This is a genomic window from Agromyces sp. Y558 (assembly GCF_059445415.1).
The window spans coordinates 1,491,231-1,513,854 of record NZ_JCAIUH010000001.1; the positions used below are offsets into that span (position 1 = coordinate 1,491,231).

General features: G+C 67.7%; 19 protein-coding genes. 14 read left to right on the forward strand and 5 right to left on the reverse strand.

The window, feature by feature from the left end; all coding sequences use genetic code 11:
• The first annotated feature begins 9 nt into the window (after positions 1–9).
• Together AC1C2T_RS06955 and AC1C2T_RS06960 are read left to right on the forward strand one after the other, a co-directional pair.
• Positions 10–978, forward strand: a complete 969-nt coding sequence (locus AC1C2T_RS06955; protein WP_495360984.1) for a carbohydrate ABC transporter permease — start codon at positions 10–12, stop codon at positions 976–978.
• On the forward strand, positions 975–1,964 hold the full coding sequence (locus tag AC1C2T_RS06960) for a carbohydrate ABC transporter permease (protein ID WP_495360983.1): 990 nt from the start codon (positions 975–977) through the stop codon (positions 1,962–1,964). The genes AC1C2T_RS06955 and AC1C2T_RS06960 overlap by 4 nt, the downstream gene beginning before the upstream one ends.
• A gap of 287 nt (positions 1,965–2,251) precedes the next feature.
• Here the strand turns inward: AC1C2T_RS06960 and AC1C2T_RS06965 are convergent, their stop codons facing one another.
• Entirely contained in the window at positions 2,252–3,106 is an 855-nt protein-coding gene (locus AC1C2T_RS06965; protein ID WP_495384733.1) for a type IV toxin-antitoxin system AbiEi family antitoxin domain-containing protein, read from the reverse strand.
• Positions 3,107–3,496: 390 nt separating this feature from the next.
• Between AC1C2T_RS06965 and AC1C2T_RS06970 the strand changes: the two genes are divergently transcribed.
• Entirely contained in the window at positions 3,497–5,503 is a 2,007-nt protein-coding gene (locus AC1C2T_RS06970; protein ID WP_495384734.1) for an ABC transporter ATP-binding protein, read from the forward strand.
• 122 nt (positions 5,504–5,625) lie between these two features.
• On the opposite strand, the gene AC1C2T_RS06975 is transcribed toward AC1C2T_RS06970, so the two are convergent.
• Positions 5,626–6,288: a LysE family translocator gene (locus AC1C2T_RS06975; protein WP_495360980.1), complete on the reverse strand. Its 663-nt coding sequence runs from the start codon at positions 6,286–6,288 to the stop codon at positions 5,626–5,628.
• Positions 6,289–6,314: 26 nt separating this feature from the next.
• Between AC1C2T_RS06975 and AC1C2T_RS06980 the strand changes: the two genes are divergently transcribed.
• On the forward strand, positions 6,315–6,869 hold the full coding sequence (locus AC1C2T_RS06980; RefSeq protein WP_495384735.1) for a CGNR zinc finger domain-containing protein: 555 nt from the start codon (positions 6,315–6,317) through the stop codon (positions 6,867–6,869).
• A gap of 46 nt (positions 6,870–6,915) precedes the next feature.
• On the opposite strand, the gene AC1C2T_RS06985 is transcribed toward AC1C2T_RS06980, so the two are convergent.
• Positions 6,916–7,611 (reverse strand): DUF305 domain-containing protein, encoded by a 696-nt coding sequence (locus AC1C2T_RS06985; RefSeq protein ID WP_495360978.1) that lies wholly within the window; start codon positions 7,609–7,611, stop codon positions 6,916–6,918.
• A complete protein-coding gene (locus AC1C2T_RS06990; protein ID WP_495384736.1) occupies positions 7,608–8,291 on the reverse strand; it encodes a thioredoxin-like domain-containing protein in 684 nt (227 codons plus the stop codon). The genes AC1C2T_RS06985 and AC1C2T_RS06990 overlap by 4 nt, the downstream gene beginning before the upstream one ends.
• Positions 8,292–8,618: 327 nt before the next feature.
• On the opposite strand from AC1C2T_RS06990, the gene AC1C2T_RS06995 reads away from it, so the two are divergent.
• From AC1C2T_RS06995 to AC1C2T_RS07020, 6 genes are all read left to right on the forward strand, one after another.
• The gene (locus AC1C2T_RS06995; RefSeq protein ID WP_495360976.1) at positions 8,619–9,986 is read left to right on the forward strand and encodes a cystathionine beta-synthase; all 1,368 of its coding nucleotides are present in this window, start codon (positions 8,619–8,621) and stop codon (positions 9,984–9,986) included.
• A 102-nt stretch (positions 9,987–10,088) separates the two neighbouring features.
• Positions 10,089–11,285, forward strand: a complete 1,197-nt coding sequence (locus tag AC1C2T_RS07000) for a cystathionine gamma-synthase (RefSeq protein ID WP_495384737.1) — start codon at positions 10,089–10,091, stop codon at positions 11,283–11,285.
• Between the two features lie 258 nt (positions 11,286–11,543).
• On the forward strand, positions 11,544–13,016 hold the full coding sequence (locus AC1C2T_RS07005) for an APC family permease (protein ID WP_495384738.1): 1,473 nt from the start codon (positions 11,544–11,546) through the stop codon (positions 13,014–13,016).
• A complete protein-coding gene (locus tag AC1C2T_RS07010) occupies positions 13,013–13,966 on the forward strand; it encodes a cyclase family protein (protein ID WP_495384739.1) in 954 nt (317 codons plus the stop codon). Before AC1C2T_RS07005 ends, AC1C2T_RS07010 begins: the two co-directional genes overlap by 4 nt.
• Positions 13,967–14,181: 215 nt before the next feature.
• Positions 14,182–15,012 carry an aldo/keto reductase gene (locus AC1C2T_RS07015; RefSeq protein ID WP_495384740.1) on the forward strand — a complete coding sequence of 277 codons (831 nt, stop codon included), beginning with the start codon at positions 14,182–14,184 and terminating at the stop codon, positions 15,010–15,012.
• A gap of 57 nt (positions 15,013–15,069) precedes the next feature.
• On the forward strand, positions 15,070–16,548 hold the full coding sequence (locus tag AC1C2T_RS07020) for an MFS transporter (RefSeq protein ID WP_495384741.1): 1,479 nt from the start codon (positions 15,070–15,072) through the stop codon (positions 16,546–16,548).
• A gap of 79 nt (positions 16,549–16,627) precedes the next feature.
• On the opposite strand, the gene AC1C2T_RS07025 is transcribed toward AC1C2T_RS07020, so the two are convergent.
• Positions 16,628–17,515 carry an alpha/beta fold hydrolase gene (locus AC1C2T_RS07025; protein ID WP_495384742.1) on the reverse strand — a complete coding sequence of 296 codons (888 nt, stop codon included), beginning with the start codon at positions 17,513–17,515 and terminating at the stop codon, positions 16,628–16,630.
• 104 nt (positions 17,516–17,619) lie between these two features.
• Between AC1C2T_RS07025 and AC1C2T_RS07030 the strand changes: the two genes are divergently transcribed.
• From AC1C2T_RS07030 to mmsB, 4 genes are all read left to right on the forward strand, one after another.
• A complete protein-coding gene (locus AC1C2T_RS07030; RefSeq protein ID WP_495384743.1) occupies positions 17,620–18,309 on the forward strand; it encodes a TetR/AcrR family transcriptional regulator in 690 nt (229 codons plus the stop codon).
• A gap of 97 nt (positions 18,310–18,406) precedes the next feature.
• Entirely contained in the window at positions 18,407–19,495 is a 1,089-nt protein-coding gene (locus tag AC1C2T_RS07035) for a LacI family DNA-binding transcriptional regulator (RefSeq protein WP_495384744.1), read from the forward strand.
• Positions 19,496–19,702: 207 nt separating this feature from the next.
• The gene (gene mmsA / locus AC1C2T_RS07040; protein WP_495360969.1) at positions 19,703–21,247 is read left to right on the forward strand and encodes a multiple monosaccharide ABC transporter ATP-binding protein; all 1,545 of its coding nucleotides are present in this window, start codon (positions 19,703–19,705) and stop codon (positions 21,245–21,247) included.
• The gene (gene mmsB, locus AC1C2T_RS07045; protein ID WP_495360968.1) at positions 21,244–22,599 is read left to right on the forward strand and encodes a multiple monosaccharide ABC transporter permease; all 1,356 of its coding nucleotides are present in this window, start codon (positions 21,244–21,246) and stop codon (positions 22,597–22,599) included. The genes mmsA and mmsB overlap by 4 nt, the downstream gene beginning before the upstream one ends.
• Positions 22,600–22,624: the final 25 nt, after the last annotated feature.

A 22,624-nucleotide genomic window follows, 5' to 3' on the forward strand; every position in this document is an offset into this window, starting at 1 on the left:
GGAGGCACCATGACCACGGCCGATCTGCTCGGCAAGCTCCTCCAGGTGGTGATGGGTCTCGCAGTATTCGCCGCGGTGGTCGGTCTCCTCATCTTCTTCATCGACAAGGCCCCGAAGAAGGGCCGCGACTACTGGCAGCTCGTGTTGTTCCTGCTGCCGGCGATGCTCTTCATCGTGGTCGGGCTGGTGTATCCGGCGATCCGCACGAGCCTCTTGGCATTCCAGGATTCGAGCGGCGACTGGACCTTCGACAACTTCGTCTGGACCTTCACGCAGCCCGCGGCCATCCGCACGCTGATCAACACGATCATCTGGGTGGCGCTCGTGCCGACGATCTCGACGGCCGTCGGCCTCGCGTACGCCGTATTCATCGACAGATCGCGGGGTGAGCGCTACTACAAGGTCATCCTGTTCATGCCGATCGCGATCTCCTTCGTCGGCGCTGGTGTCATCTGGCGCTTCGTCTACGAATACCGCGGGGGCGATCGTGAGCAGATCGGCCTGTTGAATGCGATCGTGACCGCCTTCGGTGGCGAACCGGTGCAGTGGTTGCAGTCCGACCCGATCAACACCATCCTGCTGATCGTCGTCATGATCTGGATCCAGACCGGGTTCGCCATGGTGCTCCTCAGCGCGGCCATCAAGGGCGTTCCGACCGAGCAGATCGAGGCGGCACAACTCGACGGCACGAACGGCTGGCAGCGTTTCTTGAACGTGACGGTGCCGGGCATCCGGGGCGCGCTCGTCGTGGTGCTCACGACGATCTCGATCGCCACGCTGAAGGTCTTCGACATCGTCCGCACGATGACAGCCGGAAACTTCAACACCAGCGTCATCGCGAACGAGATGTACACCCAGGCGTTCCGCGCGAGTGAAGTGGGTCGAGGTTCGGCGCTCGCGCTGATCCTGTTCGTGCTGGTGCTCCCGATCGTGATCTACAACGTCAATGTGCTTCGCAAGCAGAGGGAGATCCGATGAGCAGCGTCGCCCCCGCCGACCTCCCGACCGGCCAGAAGCTCGGCTCGATCGAGTCCGCCGAGGTGGCCGAATACGGCACGAAGACGGCTCGAGTCAAGAAGCGGCTGACCTCACGCACGGCGACCATCATCGCGCTCATCATCGCGGTGGTCTGGACGATCCCGACGTTCGGGCTGCTCGTCTCGTCGTTCCGGCCCGCCGAGCTCATTCGCGAGACCGGCTGGTGGACGATCTTCCAGAACCCGGGCTTCACGCTCGACAACTACCGTGACGTGCTGCTCTCCACCTCGTCGTCATCTCCGCAGCTCGGCGCGTACATCGTCAACTCGATCGCGATCTCGCTGCTCGCCACGCTGATCCCGCTCGTGTTCGCATCGATGGCGGCCTACGCCTTCGCCTGGATCAGGTTCAAATGGGTGAACTGGCTCTTCATCTTCGTGTTCGCGCTGCAAATCATCCCGCTGCAGATGGCGCTCGTGCCGCTGCTGCAGATCTTCTCGACCTGGCTTCGTCCGATGCAGGCGTGGCTGCACGACGTCGTGCCGATCATCCCCGAGCAGAATTACCTGCCGCTGTGGCTGGCGCACTCGATGTTCGCCCTGCCGCTCGCGATCTTCCTGCTGCACAACTTCATCTCCGAGATCCCGTCCGACGTCATCGAGGCGGCGCGGGTCGACGGCGCGACCCACGGGCAGATCTTCTTTCGTATCGTGCTGCCGCTCGCGACCCCGGCGCTCGCGTCGTTCGCGATCTTCCAGTTCATCTGGGTGTGGAACGACCTGCTCGTCGCCTTGATCTTCTCGGGCGGTACGCAAGACGTCGCACCACTCACCCAGCGATTGGCGGAGATGGTCGGCACGAGAGGTCAAGACTGGCAACGGCTCACGGCCGCGGCGTTCATCTCGATCATCGTTCCGCTCGCCGTGTTCTTCGGTCTGCAGCGTTACTTCGTGCGCGGCCTGCTGGCCGGATCCACGAAGGGGTAGTCCCAACGACGTCGCAGACGGGCAGGGGCGACGGATGCCGCGGGCGGAGGCTCGCGGCATCCGTCGCTGCCGCTCGGCCTTCGCTGCCGCTCGTGCTGCTCCACCCTGCAGCAATTCAGGACGGGAGGTGTGTCGCGCCGTCCCAAAGCTCGCGCGGAGGGGCGACACGCCCTCCTATCCTGAATTGCTGCGCGGCAGACGAGTAACTATGAGTGATGCGACTGCAGACGGTGCGCTCGACCGCAGGGGGTTGCGTCCGAGCGCACCCACCTGAGGGCGGACCCGGGTCAGAGCGCCGGGGCGGCGAGCGCCGCGCGCACGGCGGCGAGCACCACGTGCCACTCATCCATGACGAGGCGATACGAGAAACGCAGTGTGCGGTACCCCATCGTCGCGAGCAGCGCGTCTCTGCGGCAGTCCTCGTCTTGCTGCGCGGCAGTGCGGTGTGTGCCGCCGTCCCATTCGATGACGAGCCGATCGCCGATGACGAGGTCGACCCGTCCGATGCCGGGGAAGTCGACCTGATGCTGGCCGGTGATGCCGGCCTGTTCGAGCCTGATGCGTCCGATCGTCTCGAGAAAGCTGTGACAGAGCGCGTTTCTGGCCGGAAGCTCGCGAACCAGCCAGGCCGGCAAGGTGCTCAGCCAGGCCTCGAGATCGCGGCTGCCGACAGGGTCGTCGTGCAGGAATGAGTCCAACGCGGCGATGGCGAACTCGGGCGGCAGGCAACTCACGATCTGGGTCACGGTCTCGAAGCGGTCCGTCACGAAGCGCGGACGGGCGGCAGACGCCAGTGGAGACGTCCAATGCACCACGAGGGCGGGCGCGGCACTCGCGCCGAAGCTCGAGGGTGATCTGAGCCTCGAACTGTTCTCGGGGACGCAGACGTGGAGACCGTGGCGCTCCGGGGTCGCCCAGCCGTAGTGGGCCGCAGCCGAAACGCAGGCGAGCCTGCCACCGACTCGAATTGCCTGTTGCAGCACGGGGTCGGTCTCGGGGAGCGAGTACCAGCCGCGGCGCACGCGGAGGAGATCACCGCGGCGTACAGCAGCCGTCAGTGCGTGCGGCTCGATTCCGAGCGCGACGAGCTCCCGGGTCTCTGCGATACCGCCGAGCCGACGCACCATTGGGATGGGATTCATCACTCTTGAGTAACGTGGCGCCGAGGCATCCGTGGTTCGAAGACGGCGACCTGTGGATGTCTCGCCGCCCGGCAGCGCTGTGGAGGGCGGGTTGGCCGTTCCTCCTCCTCGCCCCTGCAGCAATTCAGGACGGGAGGGCGTGTCGCGCCCCGAACCGGCGTCGGATGGCGCGCGACACACCTCCCCTCCTGAATTGCTGCAGGGGCGAGGGGCGAGGGGCGAGGGGCGAGGGGCGAGGGCGAGGGGCGAGAGATGGGGCGGGGCGAGGGATGGGGCGGGGCGAGCGGCGAGCGGCGAGCGGCGCGAGCGTTCGGGTTGGGGTAACAGGATGCCCGCTGCGCCGCAGGCGAACAGCGGAGGTGGGTGCGGGGCGCGGCATAGGGTGAACGCATGAGCATGCACGGGGGAGCGCCTCGAGGCGGAGGCGGCGCCGGTGGCGGTCGCGGCGGCGGCGGCAGTGCTGGTGGCGGCGGTGGCGGGGGCTCGCGCCGCGTGTTCTCAGGCGATGAAGAGGCCCAGCGCATCGCGAATGCCGAGGCCCCGCGGGTGCCGCACCTGCTGCGCCGCATCTCCGAGCTGTTCGCCCCGCACAAGGCCGCACTCATCACGACGGTCGTGCTCGTGTTCATCGGCGCGGCGTTCGCCATCATCCCGCCGCTGCTGACCCAGCGAGCGTTCGACGACGGACTGTTCCCAGTCGACGCGAGCGGCGAGGTATCCGGACCGAACCTGCCTGTGCTCATGTGGCTCGTCATCGCGATGATCGCCGTGTACATCGTCTCGGCGCTGCTCGGTGTGTGGCAGACGTACTTGACCGCGACGATCGGCAACAAGGTCATGGGCGCGCTGCGCGTGCGCCTCTTCACGCACCTGCAGGCGATGGAGCTCAGCTTCTTCACCCGCACGAAGACGGGTGTCATCCAGTCGCGGCTGCAGAACGACGTCGGCGGCGTCGCCGGCGTGCTCACCAACACCGTGTCGAGCGTGCTCGGCAACACGGTCACGGTGATCTCGGCGTTCATCGCGATGCTCATCCTCAACTGGCAGCTGACGATCATCGCGCTCGTGCTCATGCCGTTCATGGTCATCGCCCAGCGCCGGGTCGGGCAGGTGCGGGCGCGCATCGCCGGCAAGACGCAGGAGTCGCTGTCGGAGATGACCGCAATCACGCAGGAGACGCTGAGCGTCTCGGGCATCCTGCTCTCGAAGAGCTTCACCCGGCAGCAGAGCGAGATCGAGCGCTATGCCGACGAGAACCAGAACCAGATCCAGCTGCAGGTCAAGCAGCAGATGACGGGCCAGTGGTTCTTCGCGATGGTCAACATCTTCATGTCGTCGATTCCCGCGATCGTCTACCTGGTCGCAGGGTGGCTCGTCACCGGCGGCGCAGCGGATGTCACGGCGGGCACGATCGTCGCATTCACGACCGTGCAGGCGCGCCTGCTGTTCCCACTCATGGGGCTCATGCGTGTGGCCCTCGATCTGCAGACCTCGAGTGCTCTGTTCGCGCGCATCTTCGAGTACCTCGACCTGAAGCCGGCGATCACCGACAAGCCCGATGCGATCGTGCTCTCGGCGGGGGGTCTCGATACGCGTCCTCCTTCGTCGGGCGCCACTCGACCAACGGATGCGGGCGGGATGCTCGGACGGGTGGAGTTCGACGAGGTCTCGTTCCGCTACCCCGACGCCGACGACGATTCTCGCCCCACACTCGATCGGGTGAGCTTCACGATCGAGCCGGGGCAGTTCGCGGCATTCGTGGGGCCGTCGGGCGCGGGCAAGACGACGGTGTCGTATCTCGTGCCACGACTGTACGAGGCATCCGCCGGCGCCGTGCGCTTCGCCGGAGTCGACGTGCGCGACCTCGTGCAGGAATCGCTCATCTCACACATCGGCATCGTCAGTCAGGAGACCTACCTCTTCCACGCGACGATCGGCGAGAACCTGAGGTATGCGAAACCGGATGCCTCTGATGCCGAACTCGAGGCCGCGGCGCGTGCCGCGAACATCCACGAGACGATCGCCTCGTTCCCCGACGGCTACGACACCGTGGTGGGCGAACGCGGCTACCGCCTCTCCGGCGGCGAGAAGCAGCGCATCGCGATCGCGCGGGTGCTTCTGAAAGACCCGGCGGTGCTCGTGCTCGACGAAGCGACGAGCGCCCTCGACACGATCTCGGAGCGCGTCGTGCAGCAGGCGCTCGACGACGCCGCGCGTGGTCGAACGACCATCGCGATCGCCCACCGCCTCTCGACGGTGGTGGGCGCCGACGTGATCTTCGTGGTCGTTGCGGGCCGCATCGTCGAGCAGGGCACGCACGCCGAGCTCGTCGGCGTCGATGGTGTCTACGCCTCGCTCTACCGCCAGCAGGAGGAACGGCCGGTGCTCGAGGGCTGACCCGATCCGGCCGGCCGGCCGAGCCAGCCGACGCGCGTCCGCCACGAGCCCGCCGAAGCGATCCGGCCGCCGCGAGCCCGCCGCCGCGGACGACCGAAGCGAGCCGGCCGCCGCGAGCCCGGTCAGGCCTGTGCTCGCTCTGGCACGTCTCGCGCCAGGAGAACGGCCACTGCTCCGAGCATCGAACCGGTGACGCGCCGTTGCCATTTCGTCCAGCTCGGCCGCTGGGAGAGGAAGCCCGAGATGGAGCCTGCGCCGAAGATGATCACTGCGTTCACCGCCATGCTCACGACGATCTGGATCGCACCGAGGATGAAGCCCTGCGCGGTCGTTCCATCGCGGCTCGGGTCGATGAACTGGGGGATGAGCGCGAGATACATGACGGCCGTCTTCGGGTTCAGGAGGTTGGTGAGCAGGCCGACCCGGAACAGCGTCGCGGGAGAATCCCGATGGAGGGGGCGCACTTCGAACGGGCCGTGTCCGCCTGGTTTGAGCGCTTGCCACGCGAGGTGGATCAGATAGAGGACTCCGGCGATCTTCAGGCTGGTGTACAGCCATGGCACGGCGACGAACACCACTGCGAGTCCGAGGTTCGCCATCGTCAGGTAGATCAGAAAGCCGACTGCGGTGCCGCCGAGTGAGATCATTCCCGCCCGCCGCCCTTGGCTCACGCTTCGCGAGACGAGGTAGACCATGTTCGGGCCGGGTGTGAGGACCATTCCGAGGGCGGTCAGTGCCATGCCGCCCGCCGCCACCAAGGAGACGGCACTTCCGAAGAGCATCATGGCGTCAACGATGATGTAATGGCACTATGCATCTCAACCCTTACGGCGAGTACGCAGTGCTGCTCGCTGCATCGCTGGCCAATGACTGGCCGGAAGACCGCGATGGCATCGTCGACCGCACGCGCGAGTTCGGCATGACCATGGACTTCCCCGTCGCCGATGACGACCATTCGCTGACCCGACGTGTCGTCGACGAATGGCTCTTGGTCGTCGACGAACCCGATTCCCAGAACCGTTCACGACGACTGAATGCTCAGATGGCCTCCGCCGCCGCATACCCGCGCCTGACCGACCACGACGGCGAAGGCTGGCACCTGCACTATCGCGATCTCGATCAGCCTCTTCCGCAGGTGATGGTTGCCGTGATCAGCGTCGGAACCGCGCTGCATCTCAGTACCCGCGGCATGCATCGGCTGGGCAGATGCGCAGCGGGGCACACGGCCGGCGACCCGTGCAGGAACGTCGTGGTCGACGTGACCCGCAACGGCCGCCAACGCTACTGCTCCGTGCGCTGCGCGAATCGAGATGCCGTGCGCAGGCATCGTGCGCGTTCGGCGAAGCCAGCGCCCAGCACCGAGTGAGCAGAGTGAGCGCTGAGTTCTGCACGGCGATGTCGAACGACGCACGCTACCCGGCCGGCGTGCGCTCCGCGAGCATCCCGGTCATGAGCTCGATCTCCGAGGTCTGGCTGTCGACGATCGAGCGTGCGAGCGAGACGACGACGTCGTTCGAGGAGCGCGCGAGCGCGGCATCCGCCATCTCGACCGCGCCCTGGTGGTGGGCGATCATGAGCTCGAGGAAGCGCCGTTCAGCGTCGATCCCGGTCAGGCCCCGCAGTTCTTCGACCTGGGCCGGCGTCGCGAGGCCGGGCATCGGCGCGCCCGGTTCATGAGCGGCGGGGTCGGTGGCGTGGGCGTCATGGCCGGACGCGCCGTCGGCCGCGGGCCGGGTCATCCACGTCATCGACGGCTCGCTGCCGGCCTGCGAGAGGCCCCACTCGGAGAGCCAGCCGTACATCTGCCCGGCCTGCTGGGCCTGCGTCGTCGCGATGTCGTAGCCGAGCAGGCGCACTTCGGAGTCGTCGGTCGCGTCGCGCACGATCATCGCGAGCTCGACGCCCTGCAGGTGGTGCACTTGCATGTCGCGGGCGAACCCCGCTTCGGCGCTCGTGTCGGTGGGCGTCGGCTCGGCGAGCGTCGAGAGTCGGCCGATCGAGAACGCGGCGATCGCGACGACGACGAGGGCGACGGATGCCACGACGATGACGGCGACCCGGCCGCCGCGGCGCGGCTCGGGGCTCGGGGCTTCGGTGCCGGCGGTCACGACACCTTGCCGGGCGCGTCGTATGCGCCCGTGCAGAGCGCGCCGGGCTCGGGCACGTTCTGGCTCTTCCAGAACTCCTCGAAGAACGCGGGAATGCGCGTGTCGCCGGCATCGTCGACGGCGAGCTGCGTGTTCCAGCCGCTCAGCACGATCGGCGAGGGGAGGTCTTCGAAGGGAGAGAGCACGACATACGTCGATGGCAGGTGCTTCTTGAGCGCTTCGAGCTCGCCTGCGGGCAGCTCGGAGTCATAGGTCACCCAGATCGCGCCGTGCTCGAGCGAGTGCACGGCATTCTCGTTCGGCACGGGCTGCTCGTAGACGCCGCAGTTCAGCCACATCTGGTTGTGCTCGCCGCCCGCGGGCGGGGTCTGGGCGTAGTCGACGACGCCCTCGACGTGGCCGGCGGGGTTGTCGAACGTCTCCACACCCTCGATCTCGGTGCCATCGCCGCCAGCGCTGTACGAGACCGGCTGCGGGGTCAGCACGATCGCCGCGACGAGCAGCCCGACGACCGCGACGCCGCCGACGACGGCCGACCAGATGCCGATGCGCCGATTGCGCTTGGTGCGCGCCTCACGCTTCCTGAACTCCTCGAGCTTGCGCGCGCGCTCCTCGGCGCGCTGCTGCTTGATCGACAGCTGCTTCTTGACTGCGGGGGGAACGGGCGGGGTCGCGCTCACGCGTGGGCCTCTCTCGAAAGGTTGTCGTTTCAATCATACGAACGCATACGCTGGGAGAACACCCTGCTCGCGGCATCCGCTCGCCTCTTCTGCTCGCTGAGCCCGTCGAAGCGAAGGCCGCCCGTTCGAACGCCCTTCGACAGGCTCAGGGGGCATAATAGGCAGGCTCAGGGGGCATAATAGTCAGGCTCGAGGGGCACAGTAGGATGGCCTCGCGATCCTCGCGCTGTGTTGTCGCCGCTGACGTCGACCGACCCCGCACGCCCGATCGTTCGCCGCTCTCGTCCGCCCACGAAGCGGACCGAGCCGACCAGCTAGGACACCAGCATGAAGTACGCAGAATCCATCGTCGATCTCGTCGGAGACACCCCGCTCGTGAAGCTGCAGCACGTCACGAAGGGGGTGACGGATGCCACGGTGCTGGTCAAGCTCGAATACCTGAACCCCGGCGGCTCATCGAAAGACCGCATCGCGGCTCGCATCATCGACGCGGCCGAACGCGAGGGCAAGCTGAAGCCCGGCGGCACGATCGTCGAACCGACCTCGGGCAACACCGGGGTGGGGCTCGCGCTCATCGCGCAGCAGCGCGGCTACCGCTGCGTGTTCGTGTGCCCCGACAAGGTCGGCGAAGACAAGCGCAACGTGCTCACGGCCTACGGTGCTGAGGTCGTCGTGACGCCGACCGCGGTCGCACCCGACAGCCCCGAGTCGTACTACGGCGTCTCCGATCGACTCGCCCGTGAGATTCCGGGGGCGTTCAAGCCCGACCAGTACTCCAACCCCAACGGGCCGCGCTCGCACTACGAGACCACCGGCCCCGAGATCTGGCGCGACACCGAGGGAAAGGTGACGCACTTCGTCGCCGGCGTGGGCACGGGCGGCACGATCACGGGAACCGGACGGTATCTGCGTGAGGTGTCCGAAGATCGCGTGCGCATCGTCGGCGCCGACCCTGACGGCTCGGTGTACTCGGGCGGTACCGGCCGACCGTACCTCGTCGAGGGCGTCGGCGAAGACTTCTGGCCGACGGCGTACGACCCCGCGGTGCCGCATGAGATCATCGCCGTCTCCGACGCAGAGTCGTTCGACATGACCCGGCGGCTCGCTCGTGAAGAGGGCGTGCTCGTCGGCGGCTCGAGCGGCATGGCCGTAGTTGCGGCGCTCAAGGCCGCGGCATCCGCCGGCCCCGACGACGTGTTCGTGGTGCTGCTGCCCGACGGTGGTCGCGGGTACCTCGGCAAGATCTTCAACGACAAGTGGATGCGCGCCTACGGCTTCTCGAACGCGCCCGCCGGCCACACGATCGCCGAGCTGCTCGCGGCGAAGGCCGACCGCACGGCACCCCTCGTCTACGTGCACCCGAACGACACGGTGCGCGAGGCGATCGACCGCATGACCGAGACCGGGGTCTCGCAGTTGCTCGTGCTGACCGCCGAACCGCCCGTCGTGCTCGGCGAGGTGCTCGGTGCGCTGAATGAAGAGACGCTGCTCGACCTGGTGTTCTCAGGCCAGGTGAAGTTGACCGACAAGGTCTCGAGCGTGGTGGGGGACTCACTTCCGCTCATCGGGGTCAATGAGCCCGTGGCATCCGCTCGCTCTGCGTTCGGGGCGGCGCCCGCGATGCTCGTGACCGATGGCGGCAAGGCGCTCGGCGTCATCACCCGCACCGACCTGCTCAGCTACCTCTCGGCCTGACGCGCTTTCTGCTTTTCTCAGGAAGTTCTCCGGCTGCTCCGGCAGGCCGACCACCGATCAAGTCCTCACCCCTCATCTCGACTAGAAAGCAGCAGCACGCTCATGAAAACTCCTGAAAACGGCGCGCCAGGGGCCCGCTTCGACACCCGCGCGATCCACGCCGGCCAGGAGTTCGATCCGACGACCGGCGCGGTCATTCCACCCATCTATGCCACGTCGACGTATGTGCAAGACGGCATCGGAGGCCTCCGCGGCGGCTACGAGTACTCGCGCGGCGGCAACCCGACCCGCACGGCCCTCGAGACCCAGCTCGCCGCGCTCGAGAGCGGCGTGCGCGGCCTGTCGTTCGCGTCGGGCCTCGCTGCCGAGGATGCCCTGCTGCGCACCGTGCTCGTGCCGGGCGATCACGTCGTCATCGGCAACGACGTCTACGGCGGCACTCACCGGCTGATCCGTCGCATCCACGGCGCATGGGGCGTGCGGCATACGACCGTCGACACGAGCGACCTCGATGCGGTGCGCGGGGCGATCGAGCCCGGCACAAAGGTGTTGTGGGTCGAGACGCCGTCAAACCCCCTCATGAAGATCTCGGATGTCGCGGCGCTCGCCGAGCTCGGTCGTGAGGCCGGCGTGCTCGTGGTCGTCGACAACACCTTCGCCTCACCGGCGCTCCAGCAGCCGCTCGCACTCGGCGCCGACATCGTCGTGCACTCGACGACGAAGTACCTCGGCGGCCACTCCGATGTCGTCGGCGGCGCGCTCGTGTTCGGCTCGGAGACGGGTGCCGGGCGAGCCGAGCTCGCCGACCTCGTCGAGCGGGTGACGTTCACCCAGTTCGCGGCGGGAGCGGTCTCGGGGCCGTTCGACGCGTTCCTCACCTCGCGGGGCATCAAGACCCTCGGCGTACGGATGCAGCGGCACAGCCAGAACGCCCTCGCGATCGCGCAGCGTCTCGAGGGTCACGCGGGCGTCGAGCGCGTCTACTACCCGGGGCTCGAGTCGCACCAAGGACACGAGCTCGCCGCCCGGCAGATGTCGGGCTTCGGCGGCATGCTGTCGATCGCGCTCACCGGGGGCGGCGAGGCGGCCAGACGATTCGCGGAATCGACCGAGCTGTTCCAGCTCGCCGAGTCGCTCGGCGGCGTCGAGTCGCTCGTCAACTACCCCTCGGAGATGACGCACGCCTCGGTGAAAGGCACCGAGGCGGAGGTGCCCGAGTCGATCGTGCGTCTGTCGGTCGGCATCGAGGACGTCGCCGACCTGCTCGCCGATATCGACGGAGCGCTCGCGCGCCTGTAGGCCCACGCTGGTCGCGTAGCGCCCGCCGAAGGAGGACGCGTATCGAGACCCCTCGCGGGTGGGTCTCGATACGCTCCTTCGTCGCTGCTCGACCGGCGGTGGGCGACTGGCGGCCACGAATGCGAGTCAGTGGGCGTGCCCGTTTGCGGTGGGCGCGGATTACGGTCGCGCATGGGCCGCGCAGGGTTGGCAGTTTATCGACGTAGCATGTCCGGACTGCCAGCGGTGACCGTCGGTGGGATGCCCCAGAATGTGCTGGTGACTTCGAATGATACTTCCGTGGCGGCCGGCACCGCAGCCGCCGTCGCAGGCGCTGTCGGCGCGCCGACCGGCGCCGCCTCGCCCCCGCAGGGGCATCGCGGCACCCTCGGTCTCGTGCAGGGCACGGCCCTGTACATCGCGAGCGTGCTGGGCACCGGCATCCTCGTGCTCCCGGGGCTCGCGGCTGCGGCGGCGGGCCCCGCGTCGATCGTCGCCGTGGCTGCAGTGCTCGTGCTCTCCATCCCGCTCGCCGGCACTTTCGCGGCGCTCGCCTCGCGCTACCCCGACGCGGGAGGGGTGGCCAGCTACGTGCGCCGTGCACTCGGCGGCACCGCCGCACGCATGGCCGGCTACTGGTTCTTCTTCGGTGTCTGCGTCGGCGCACCCGTGCTCGCGATCCTCGGCGGCGAGTACGTCGTCGCCGTGCTCGGCGTCGACCGTGCAGCCGTGCCGATCATCGGCTTCGCGGTCTTCGTGCCACCGTTCATCGCAAACTGGTTCGGCATCCGCGTCGCCGGCTGGGTGCAGTTCGTGCTCACCGGGCTGTTGATCACCGTCGTGGTCGGTGTCGTCGCCGTCACGTTCCCGGCGGTCGACGCGGCCAACTTCGAGCCGTTCCTGCCGAACGGCTGGGGCGGCGTCGGCATCGCGATCAGTCTCTTCGTGTGGGCGTTCGCCGGTTGGGAGGTCGGCACCCATCTCGCCGGTGAGTTCAAAAACCCACGGCGCACGATCCCACTCGCGACGGCGATCGCCGTCGTCGTGGTGGGCGCGGGCTACCTCGCACTGCAATTCGTCACCGTCGCAGTGCTCGGCGATCGTGCAGGCGAGGGGCAGGTGCCGCTGCTCGACCTCGTCGAGACGACCGCGCCCGGCATCGGGCCGGTGCTCGTCGCGATCATCGCGGCGATCGTCACGGTCGGCGTGATGAACGCGTACCTGCCGGCTTTCGGCAAGCTCGGTGCCGCGCTCGGTCGCGACGGGGACCTGCCGCGGTTCTTCGCGAAAGGCGCGGCCGACGGCGAGGTACCGCGCCGAGCCCTCGCGCTCACGGGAGTGCTCATCGTCGTCTACTTCGGGCTCATGCTGCTCAACGACCTCGACCTCACGGGCTTCATCCTCATTCACACGAGCAACATGGTCGCGATCTACGCCGTGGGCATGCTCGCCGCGACCCTGCTGCTGCGCCGCTGGTCGTTCGGCTGGTGGCTCGCCGTCGTCGCGACCGTCATGACCGCCGGGCTCCTCGTGCTCGCCTGGGCGAACCTCGTCGTGCCGCTCGTGCTCGCCGTGGCCGCCGTCATCGTCACGGTGGTGCGCCGAGTGCGCACGCCGTCGTCGCGCACGCCGAAGTCGCGCACGCCGAAGTCGCGCACGCCGACGCCGCCCACGCCGACGCTGACGTCGCCCACGCTGACGTCGCGCACGCCGAAGTCGCGCACGCCGACAATTGCAGAGGAACCACTGTGACCGATTACAGAGCCCACTTCGATGCCGATATCGCGTTCGTGAACGGGGGCGGCCTTCGCGCCGAGGCCTTCCGGCTCGACGTGCCGTCGGCCGAACTCACCGAGGGCCAGATCGGCGAGTTGCTCGTACGCCACCTCGGCCTCGCCCTCGTCGGCAGCATCGAACTCTCGAACCTCGCGATCGTCGAAGAGGCGCACCGCGGGTCTCGTGGCGTGGCCGATGCAGGCGTGCATGCGAACGAGACGAGCGAGGCGGCATCCGCTGGGCTCGACGTCACGCAGCGCGGTCGTCTCGTCGACCTCAGCCACACGATCAGCGCCGGGCTCGTGACCTACCCCGGCCTTCCCGTACCGGTGATCACACCGCACCTCACGCGCGAGGCGTCACGCGCGGTCTACGCGCCCGGCACCGAATTCGAGATCGACGTCATCGCGATGGCCGGCAACACGGGCACCTACCTCGACAGCCCGTTCCACCGCTACGACGGCGGCGGCGATCTCGCGAGCCTGTCGCTCGAAACGCTCGTCGGCGTGCCCGCCGAGGTCTTCAGGTTGACGGATGCCGCCGAGCGCGGCATCCCCGCCGAGGTCTTCTTCGACCGTGACCTCGCCGGCACGGCCGTGCTGCTGCACACCGGCTGGAGCCGTCACTTCGGGCGGCCCGAGTACGCGCACGGATCGCCGTTCCTCACCGAGGCGGGCGCCCGACACCTCGCCGATGCCGGAGTCGCGATAGTCGGCATCGACTCCCTCAACATCGACGACACCGAGTCGGGGGGCGAGCGGCCGGCGCATTCGATTCTTCTCGCGGCGGGCATCCACGTGGTGGAACACCTCACCGCGCTGGCCGACGTGCCGCCGCGCGGGGCGCGGTTCACGGCGGTGCCGCCTCGCGTCGCAGGCTTCGGCACCTTCCCGGTTCGCGCGTTCGCTGAGTTGCCGCTGTCGTAGGTTTCGAGACGGCGCTGGCGCGCCTCCTCAACCCGCTCGGTGTTCGTGTTGAGGTTTCGAGACGGCGCTGGCGCGCCTCCTCAACCCGCTCGGTGTTCGTGTTGTGGTTTCGAGACGGCGCTGGCGCGCCTCCTCAACCCGCAGAAATCGCGAATCGGTCGAATCGAGCATGTCGGAGTGTTGGCACCGCCCCTCGAGTGCGTGAGGATGGACAGATGATCGCACCCGAGTATTCCCTCCGCGACGGCAACACCATCCCGGCACTCGGGCTCGGCACCTACGGTCTCAACGATCAAGCGGGCATCGACGCGATAACCGGGGCCATCGCCGATGGCTATCGCCTCATCGACACGGCATTCAACTACGGCAATGAAGAGGCCGTGGGCGAGGCGATCCGCCGCACCGACGTCGATCGCAGCGACCTCGAGATCACGACGAAGCTTCCGGGCCGTCATCACGGGTTCGACGAGACCATCGCGAGCTTCGAGCAGTCGCGTTCCCGCCTCGACCTCGACTGGGTCGACCTGTACCTCATTCACTGGCCGCTGCCGCGCATCGACAAGTACGTCGACAGCTGGCGAGCGATGATCTCGCTGCGCGAGAAGGGCCTCGTGCGCGCGATCGGCGTTTCGAACTTCACGCCGGCGCAACTCAGCCGCCTCATCGACGAGACGGGTGTCGTGCCGGTCGTCAATCAGGTCGAACTGCACCCCTACTTCCCCCAGCGGGAGTTGCGCGCCTTCCACGACGAGCACGAGATCCGCACCGAGAGCTGGAGCCCGCTCGCTCGCCGCACCGAACTCCTCGAGGAGCCGGTCGTCACGGCGATCGCCAGAGCGCATGGCGTCTCGCCGGCGCAGACGGTGCTGCGCTGGCACGTCGAACTCGAGTCGGTACCGATTCCGAAATCGTCGGATGCCGCGCGCCGACGTGAGAACCTCGATGTCTTCGGGTTCACGCTCACGACCGAAGAGGTCGACGCCATCTCGTCGCTCTCTCGCGGGCGCATCTGGGGCGCAGACCCCGACACGCACGAAGAGCTCTGAGGTCGCCGCGCCTCTCGGCTTGAGTTCAAGCCCGCTTGAAGTCGTAGGCTCGACAGAGTGACCGAACCGACCGCTGAGACGCCAACACCGACCGCTGAGACGTCAACACCGACCTCGACCGACGATGCCGAGACCTCGCGGGGCGCATCAGCCGAGGCATCCGCCGCTGCAGTATCGCCGGTGCCTGCCGGCGGTCCGCTGGCGATGCCGTACCGCTGGCTCTCGATCGGCATGTTCTCGCTGATCTTCCTCGCGGCGTTCGAGGCGATGGCGGTCACGACCATCATGCCGCTCGTCGCCGAGCAGCTCGACGGCGAGTCGCTCTTCGCGCTCGCGTTCGCAGTGCCGCTCGCTGCCGGCATCATCGGCATGGTGCTCGCGGGCAACTGGACCGACCGGTCGGGGCCGATCCCGTCGCTCGTCACCGCGGCCGTGCTGTTCGTGCTCGGCCTCGTGATCGCGGGCACCGCTGTGAACATGGAAGTGTTCGTCGTCGGGCGCTTCGTGCACGGACTCGCTGGCGCCGCCGTCATCGTGCCCCTCTACGTCATCGTCGGTCGGGTCTACCCCGAGGAGCTGCGGGCGCGGGTCTTCGCGGGTTTCGCTGCAGCGTGGGTCATTCCGTCGATCGTGGGGCCGGCGCTCGCCGGCGTCGTCGCGGAAGCCACCAGCTGGCACTGGGTGTTTCTCGGCGTGATCGTGCTGATCGTGCCGGCAGCCGCGATGATGCTGCGGCCGATGCTCCGTGTGCGCGACCAGGTGCAGGGTGACACGTCGGTGCGCTGGAGCCTCGGACGCGTTGGCTGGGCGGTGCTCACCGCCGCAGCCGCGCTCGCCCTGTCGCTCTCGAAGGAGGTCGGGGAGCCGTGGCGCTGGGTCATCGCCGTCGTTGCCATCGTGCTCGTCGCCGTGGCCGTACGGCCGCTGCTGCCCGCCGGCACGTTGCGTGCCGCGCGCGGCATGCCGGCGACTGTGCTGCTCCGGCTCATCGTCGCCGGTGCGTTCTTCGGCTCCGAGATCTATCTGCCGTACCTCTTCATCGAGCGATACGACTTCTCACCCAGCCTCGCCGGGGCGGTGCTCACCGGCGCGGGCGTCAGCTGGGCTGCCGCGTCGTGGCTGCAGGGCCGACTCGGCGACCGTGTGTCGAACACGCAGGCGGTACAGATCGGTGCCGCGCTGCTCACGGTGTCGCTGGCGATCGTGCTGCTCGTCGCGGCATTCACCCTGACGCCCGCGATCGCATTCGTCGCGTGGACCTTCGCGGGCGGCGCCATGGGCTTCATGTATCCACGATTCTCGGTGGCGGTGTTGAAGCTCTCGCCGGTCTCGGCGCAGGGGTTCAACAGCGCGGCGCTGTCGATCGGCGAGTCGCTCGGGGCATCCGTCGCCCTCGCCGTCACCGCCCTCGTTGCGAGCGCGGTCGTGGGCGGGGCGTTCACGGCCGAGTTCGCCGTGACCGTCGTGATCGCGCTTGTGGCGGTGGTGCTCGCGTCGCGCGTGAAGCCCCGCGGCGGGGCATCCGTCGGCGAGTGATCGTCGGATGCCCCGGGGCCGCCGGTGTTCGGCGCCGGCCGCCGGTCGAGGCTGAACCTGCGGTCGAGATGTGCCGCTCTCAGCTTGCGTCGTGCCGTCGCAGGAATCGTTGAACGGCCGGAATGACATGGTCGGGCATCTGCCACAACACGCTGTGCCCGCCTCCGGGGACCATCTCGATCTCGACGTCGGCCACCTGGTCACTCACGCGACGTGCGGCTGCGGCCGGATCGCCGAGCCGCGTCTCTGCACCGAACACAGCGAGTGTCGGGGCGGTGATCGCCGCCAATTCCGTGTCGCTCAATGGGCTCGGCCAGGGGGTCCGCCTGCGGTAGCGCATCGCAGCCCTGGCAAGTGCGCGGTCCTCCTCGGTCATGGACACGCCGGGAGCCAGCCATGCGTCGAGACGGGCGAAACTCCGCTTCGTCGGCCACATGGCGGCGGCGATCATGCGCACGAGCACGGCCTGCGAGGGCTTGACCAGAGTGGTGATGCCCTCGCCCAGCGTGAGGCTCGCCAATCGGTTCTGGGCCCGGCCCGCCACGAGGGCCGCGAACCAGGCACCTTCCGAGTAGCCGAGAAGATGCACACGTTCGACCCCGAGTCCGGCCAGCAGTTGTTCGCCCCAGGCGGCGTAATCCGACGGTCGGGACAGTGGTGCGGTCTGCACGCTCTTGCCCGCCGTGCCCACGACGTCGGGTGCGTAGACGACCCGTTCGGCAGCCAGACGTGCGACGACGCCGTGCCAGCTCAGGCCGCTGCCGTTGAGCCCATGCAGGAGCACCAGCGGAGTACGTTCTCCCGCACCTGACCTGCGGATGTGGGTGGGTCCGAACTCGGTCTCGACCATGAGGTCGGTCGACGGCAGGGGCCACTGGGCTTCGACGGCCTCGTATGCCCGTTCGTACGTCTCGCGCGCGCTGTCGCTGGTGAAGCTGCCGATGGCGGTGGCGGTGGCGGTGGTCATCGAGATCTCCAATCTTGATGGTATGTGCGTACCATAATGATGGTACATGGATATCATCAACCACCGGCGGTGAGATGTAGTCCGCGACGAGAGGAGCCGGATTCGTGCCACGGCGGGTCGACCATGCAGAGCGCAGAGCGCAGATCACCGACGCGGCGCGCCGGGTCGTCGTGCGTGACGGTCTCGATGGTGTGACCTTCCAAGCCACCGCGGCCGAGGCGGGCGTCTCGGTGCGACTGGTCCAGTACTACTTCGGCAATAAAGAAGGACTCCTGGTTGCGACCCACCGTGCAGTGCTCGATGCGTCGGCGGCGCGATTCAGTGGAACGGCGCCAGGGACAGCGGCGCCGGCGTCCCCACGCGATCTGCTGCGCGGCATCGTCGCCGCGCTCCTCCCCCTCGATGCGTCGCGGCACTCCGACGCTGTCGTCCTGACCGCCTTCCACGCGGCGGCGCTGACCCGTACCGGCATCGACAAGGAGGCGCTCCTCCCTGCCCCGGCGATGCTCGTGGACGTGATCGCTGTGCAGCTCGACCGAGCGAACTCCCCGGACACCGCTCCGAACTCCCCGGACACCGCTCCGAACTCCCGGGACACCGCTCCGGAGTCACGGAATGAACAGGACACCGCCCGGGACGCGGAGCTCGTGCTCGCATCCGTCGCAGGCCTCACCCAATCGGTCGTGGCCGGCCGCCTAGCACCGCGGGAGGCCTTCGCGGTGGCCGACCGACTGCTCGACCACCTGATTGATGACCGTGCGAGCTCGGATCGAACGCCGTCGCAGCGCGTATGACGTGACCTCGGGTCGCCGTGACACCCCCATGTGACTGTCACACGATCCGCAATGCGCGGGAACCGGCGCGCGCGTGCATAATGGAACCGCCGCCGATGTGAACGTGCACATTGAGGTGAACGGTTTGGTTGTGATTCCTGAGACTCCCAAAGGGCGGGCGCCCAGCATTCGCGATGTGGCGCGCCTCGCCGAGGTGTCGCATCAGACCGTCTCCCGGGTGCTGAACGACCACCCGAGCATCCGGCCCGAGACCAAAGAGCGCGTGCTGGCCGCGATGGAGACGCTGCAGTACCGGCCGAATCGCGCTGCGCGGGCGCTCGTCACGAGCCGCTCGCACACGATCGGCGTGCTCGCAGCCCGGAGCAGCGAGTATGGTCCGGCGACGAGCATCGCGGCGATCGAAGACGCGGCGCGCGAGCACGGCTACTACGTGAACACCGCGAATCTCACCGAGGCCACGCCCGAGGGCATCGCCGACGCGCTCGAGCACCTCATGCTGCAGGCGATCGAGGGGCTCGTCGTCATCGCCCCGCAGGTGCGAGTCTTCGACGTGCTCGCCACCTCGCCCATCGGGGTGCCGTTCGTGAGCCTCCAATCCACCGGGCGCAGCGATCATCTCGCTCTCTCGGTCGACCAGGTCACGGGTGCGCGCCGCGCCACGCAGCACCTCGTGAGCCTCGGACACCGCGAGATCGTGCACCTGGCCGGTCCGCAGGACTGGATCGAAGCCGAGGCCCGCATGCGTGGCTTCCTCGACGCGATCGACGATGCCGACCTCACGCTGCACCCGCCGATCCTCGGTGATTGGAGCGCCGACTTCGGCTACTTCGCCGGCCGCGAGCTCAGCCGGCACCTCGACTTCACCGCGGTGTTCGCGGCGAACGATGTGATGGCGATCGGCCTCATGCACGCGTTCCGCGATGTCGGCCTCGACGTGCCGGGGGAGGTCAGCGTGGTCGGCTTCGACGATATTCCGGTGGCCCAGCACGTGTGGCCGCCGCTCACGACGGTGCACCAGGACTTTCACGAGATCGGGCGCCGCGCCGTGGCGCTGCTCCTGAACCAGGTGCACGGGCGCGAGGTGGCCGAGGTCGAGGAGATCGTACCGAGGCTCGTCGCGCGAGGGTCGACGGCGGAGGCATCCGGTCGGCGCCCTCGTTATGCAAGCGTGACTGGCTCGGCTTGACAGGGAGGAATCTCAGATGCACCATAGGGATCGATGTGAACGGTCACACGTGATCGCACGCAGATACCGCCCCGAACGAATGACATCGAGGTCGCACGTGAACGAGTCGCCGACGACGCCCCTTGCGGAACCCCGCGAGCGTGGATCGGTCGAAGCCATGCCCGCGGGCCGGTCCGCACGTCGTCGACCCGCCACAGGAGACGCCCGATGAGCCCGCAGCCCATTCTCGAGATGCGCTCCATCACCAAGGAGTTCCCGGGCGTCAAGGCGCTTGCGGATGTCTCGCTCACGGTGATGCCCGCCGAGATCCACGCGATCTGCGGTGAGAACGGCGCCGGCAAGTCCACCCTCATGAAGGTGCTCTCCGGGGTCTACCCGCACGGCACCTACACCGGCCAGATCATCTTCCGCGGCGAGGAGGTGCAGTTCAAGGACATCCGCCAGAGCGAACAGGCCGGCATCGCGATCATCCACCAGGAGCTCGCGCTCATACCCGAGCTGTCGATCACCGAGAACATCTTCCTCGGCAACGAGATCAACCACGGCGGTCGCATCGACTGGCGCGCCGCGAAGGTGCGGGCCATCGACCTGCTCGCGCGCGTCGGCCTCGCCGAAGACCCGGACACGCAGATCAAGCACCTCGGCGTCGGCAAGCAGCAACTCGTCGAGATCGCCAAGGCGCTCGCGAAAGACGTGAAGCTCCTGATCCTCGACGAGCCCACCGCCGCCCTCAACGAAGACGACTCGCAGCACCTGCTCGACCTGATCCGCGGCCTCAAGGGCAAGGGCATCACCTCGATCATGATCTCGCACAAGCTCAACGAGATCGAAGAGGTCGCCGACGAGATCACGATCATTCGCGATGGCCACGCGATCGAGACTCTCGACGTCAGTTCCGGCGGGGTCGACGAAGACCGCATCATCCGCGGCATGGTCGGCCGCTCGCTCGAAAGCCGCTTCCCCGACCGCACGCCGCACATCGGCGAGGTGTTCTTCGAGGTCAAGGACTGGACGATCCAGCACCCGCAGGTGCCCGAGCGGCTCGTCGCCAAGGGATCGAACCTGAACGTACGCCGCGGCGAGATCGTCGGGCTCGCGGGGCTCATGGGTGCCGGTCGCACCGAACTCGCGATGAGCATCTTCGGCCGCTCCTACGGCAACTACCTCTCGGGCACGATCGTGAAAGACGGCAAGGAGATCGTGCTGAAAGACGTCGAGTCGGCGATCAACCACGGCCTCGCTTACGTCAGCGAAGACCGCAAGCAGCTCGGGCTGAACCTGCTCGACACGGTCAAGCGCTCGATCGTCGCCGCGAAGCTCTCGAAGATCGCCAAGCGAGGCGTGATCGACGAGTCGCAGGAGTTCGGCATCGCCGAGGACTACCGCAAGCAGTTGCGCATCAAGACGCCGAGCGTCGATGTGGGTGTCTCGAAGCTCTCGGGCGGCAACCAGCAGAAGGTCGTGCTCGCGAAATGGATGTTCACCGACCCCGACCTGCTGATCCTCGATGAACCGACGCGCGGCATCGACGTCGGCGCCAAGTACGAGATCTACACGATCATCCAGGCGCTCGCCGCGCAAGGCAAGGGCGTGATCCTCATCTCGAGCGAGCTGCCCGAACTGCTCGGCATCGCCGACCGCATCTACACGGTGTTCGAAGGTCAGATCACCGACAATATCCCCGCATCCGAAGCCAACCCCGAGGCGCTCATGCGCAGCATGACCTCGACGAAGAAGAAGGCGAACGCATGAGCACGACGGCGAACGACCCGACCGCCCAGAAGAAGGGCGGGTTCTCCGACATCCGCAAGATCTTCGGAGGCGGCCAGTCGAGCCTCCGCCAGTTCGGCATCCTCGGCAGCCTCATCCTCATCATCGTGATCTTCCAGATCTGGACGGGCGGTCTGACGCTCTCGCCGACGAACCTCATCAACGTCGTCAACCAGTACTCCTACATCCTGATCCTCGCGATCGGCATGGTGATGGTCATCATCATGGGCCACATCGATCTCTCGGTCGGGTCGGTCGCCGCCTTCACGGGCATCATCGTGGCGAAGTCGATGGCGGAGTGGAACTTCCCGTGGCCGCTCGCGATTCTGCTCGGCATCGCCGTCGGGGCGGCGATCGGCGCCTGGCAGGGATTCTGGGTGGCGTTCGTCGGCGTGCCGGCATTCATCGTGACCCTGGCCGGCATGCTCATCTTCCGTGGCGGCAACCAGTTCATCGGGCAGTCGACGACGACGCCGGTGCCGCCGGAGTTCGGCCAGATCGGTGCCGGCTACCTGCCCGAGCTCGCGCTGCCCCTGAACTTCAACGTGCTGACGATGCTGCTCGGCGTCATCGGTGCCGGCTGGATCGTCTGGAACGAGATCCACATGCGCCGGGTGCAGAAGAAGCTGGGCTCCGATTCGGCGCCGGTCTGGGTGAGCGTCGTGAAGGTCATCGTGCTCGCCGGCGTGCTGCTCTGGGCGGCGTGGCTGTTCGCCACGGGACGCCCCGGCACGAGCTTCCCGATCTCGGGCATCATCCTCGTGGTGCTCGTCATCCTGTACTCCTTCATCACCCGCAACACGATCTTCGGCCGTCACATCTACGCGGTCGGCGGCAATCGCCTCGCCGCGACGCTCTCGGGTGTCAAGGACCGACGCGTCGACTTCTTCGTCATGATGAACATGTCGGTGCTCGCCGCGCTCGCGGGCATGATCTTCGTCGCCCGTTCGACGGCCTCGGGCCCGCAAGACGGCAACGGTTGGGAGCTCGACGCGATCGCCGCGGTCTTCATCGGCGGCGCGGCCGTCTCGGGCGGCATCGGCACCGTGATCGGCTCGATCGTCGGTGGTCTCGTGATGGCGTTCCTCAACAACGGCCTGCAACTCATCGGTGCCGGTGCCGACGTCGTGCAGATCATCAAGGGGCTCGTGCTCCTCCTCGCCGTCGCGGTCGACGTGTGGAGCAAGCGTCAGGGCCGCCCGTCGATCCTCGGCATCTGGTCGACGCGGCGCAAGGCGCGGCTCGAGACGCAGGCACCGGACGAGGCGCCGACGGTCGCCCCGACAGGGCCGTCCAACGTGTCGTCGCGGCCCGAGGACCTTTCACGGCGCTGAGGTCACCGCCGCGGCATCCGCTCAT

Coding starts and splice junctions, on each gene's coding strand:
- AC1C2T_RS06980 (WP_495384735.1), top strand. CDS start 6,315: ATGCATCTCAACCCTTACGGCGAGTACGCAGTGCTGCTCGCTGCATCG.
- AC1C2T_RS06960 (WP_495360983.1), top strand. CDS start 975: ATGAGCAGCGTCGCCCCCGCCGACCTCCCGACCGGCCAGAAGCTCGGC.
- AC1C2T_RS07000 (WP_495384737.1), top strand. CDS start 10,089: ATGAAAACTCCTGAAAACGGCGCGCCAGGGGCCCGCTTCGACACCCGC.
- AC1C2T_RS06995 (WP_495360976.1), top strand. CDS start 8,619: ATGAAGTACGCAGAATCCATCGTCGATCTCGTCGGAGACACCCCGCTC.
- AC1C2T_RS07015 (WP_495384740.1), top strand. CDS start 14,182: ATGATCGCACCCGAGTATTCCCTCCGCGACGGCAACACCATCCCGGCA.
- mmsB (WP_495360968.1), top strand. CDS start 21,244: ATGAGCACGACGGCGAACGACCCGACCGCCCAGAAGAAGGGCGGGTTC.
- AC1C2T_RS06965 (WP_495384733.1), bottom strand. CDS start 3,106: ATGAATCCCATCCCAATGGTGCGTCGGCTCGGCGGTATCGCAGAGACC.
- mmsA (WP_495360969.1), top strand. CDS start 19,703: ATGAGCCCGCAGCCCATTCTCGAGATGCGCTCCATCACCAAGGAGTTC.
- AC1C2T_RS06955 (WP_495360984.1), top strand. CDS start 10: ATGACCACGGCCGATCTGCTCGGCAAGCTCCTCCAGGTGGTGATGGGT.
- AC1C2T_RS07025 (WP_495384742.1), bottom strand. CDS start 17,515: ATGACCACCGCCACCGCCACCGCCATCGGCAGCTTCACCAGCGACAGC.
- AC1C2T_RS06970 (WP_495384734.1), top strand. CDS start 3,497: ATGAGCATGCACGGGGGAGCGCCTCGAGGCGGAGGCGGCGCCGGTGGC.
- AC1C2T_RS06975 (WP_495360980.1), bottom strand. CDS start 6,288: ATGATGCTCTTCGGAAGTGCCGTCTCCTTGGTGGCGGCGGGCGGCATG.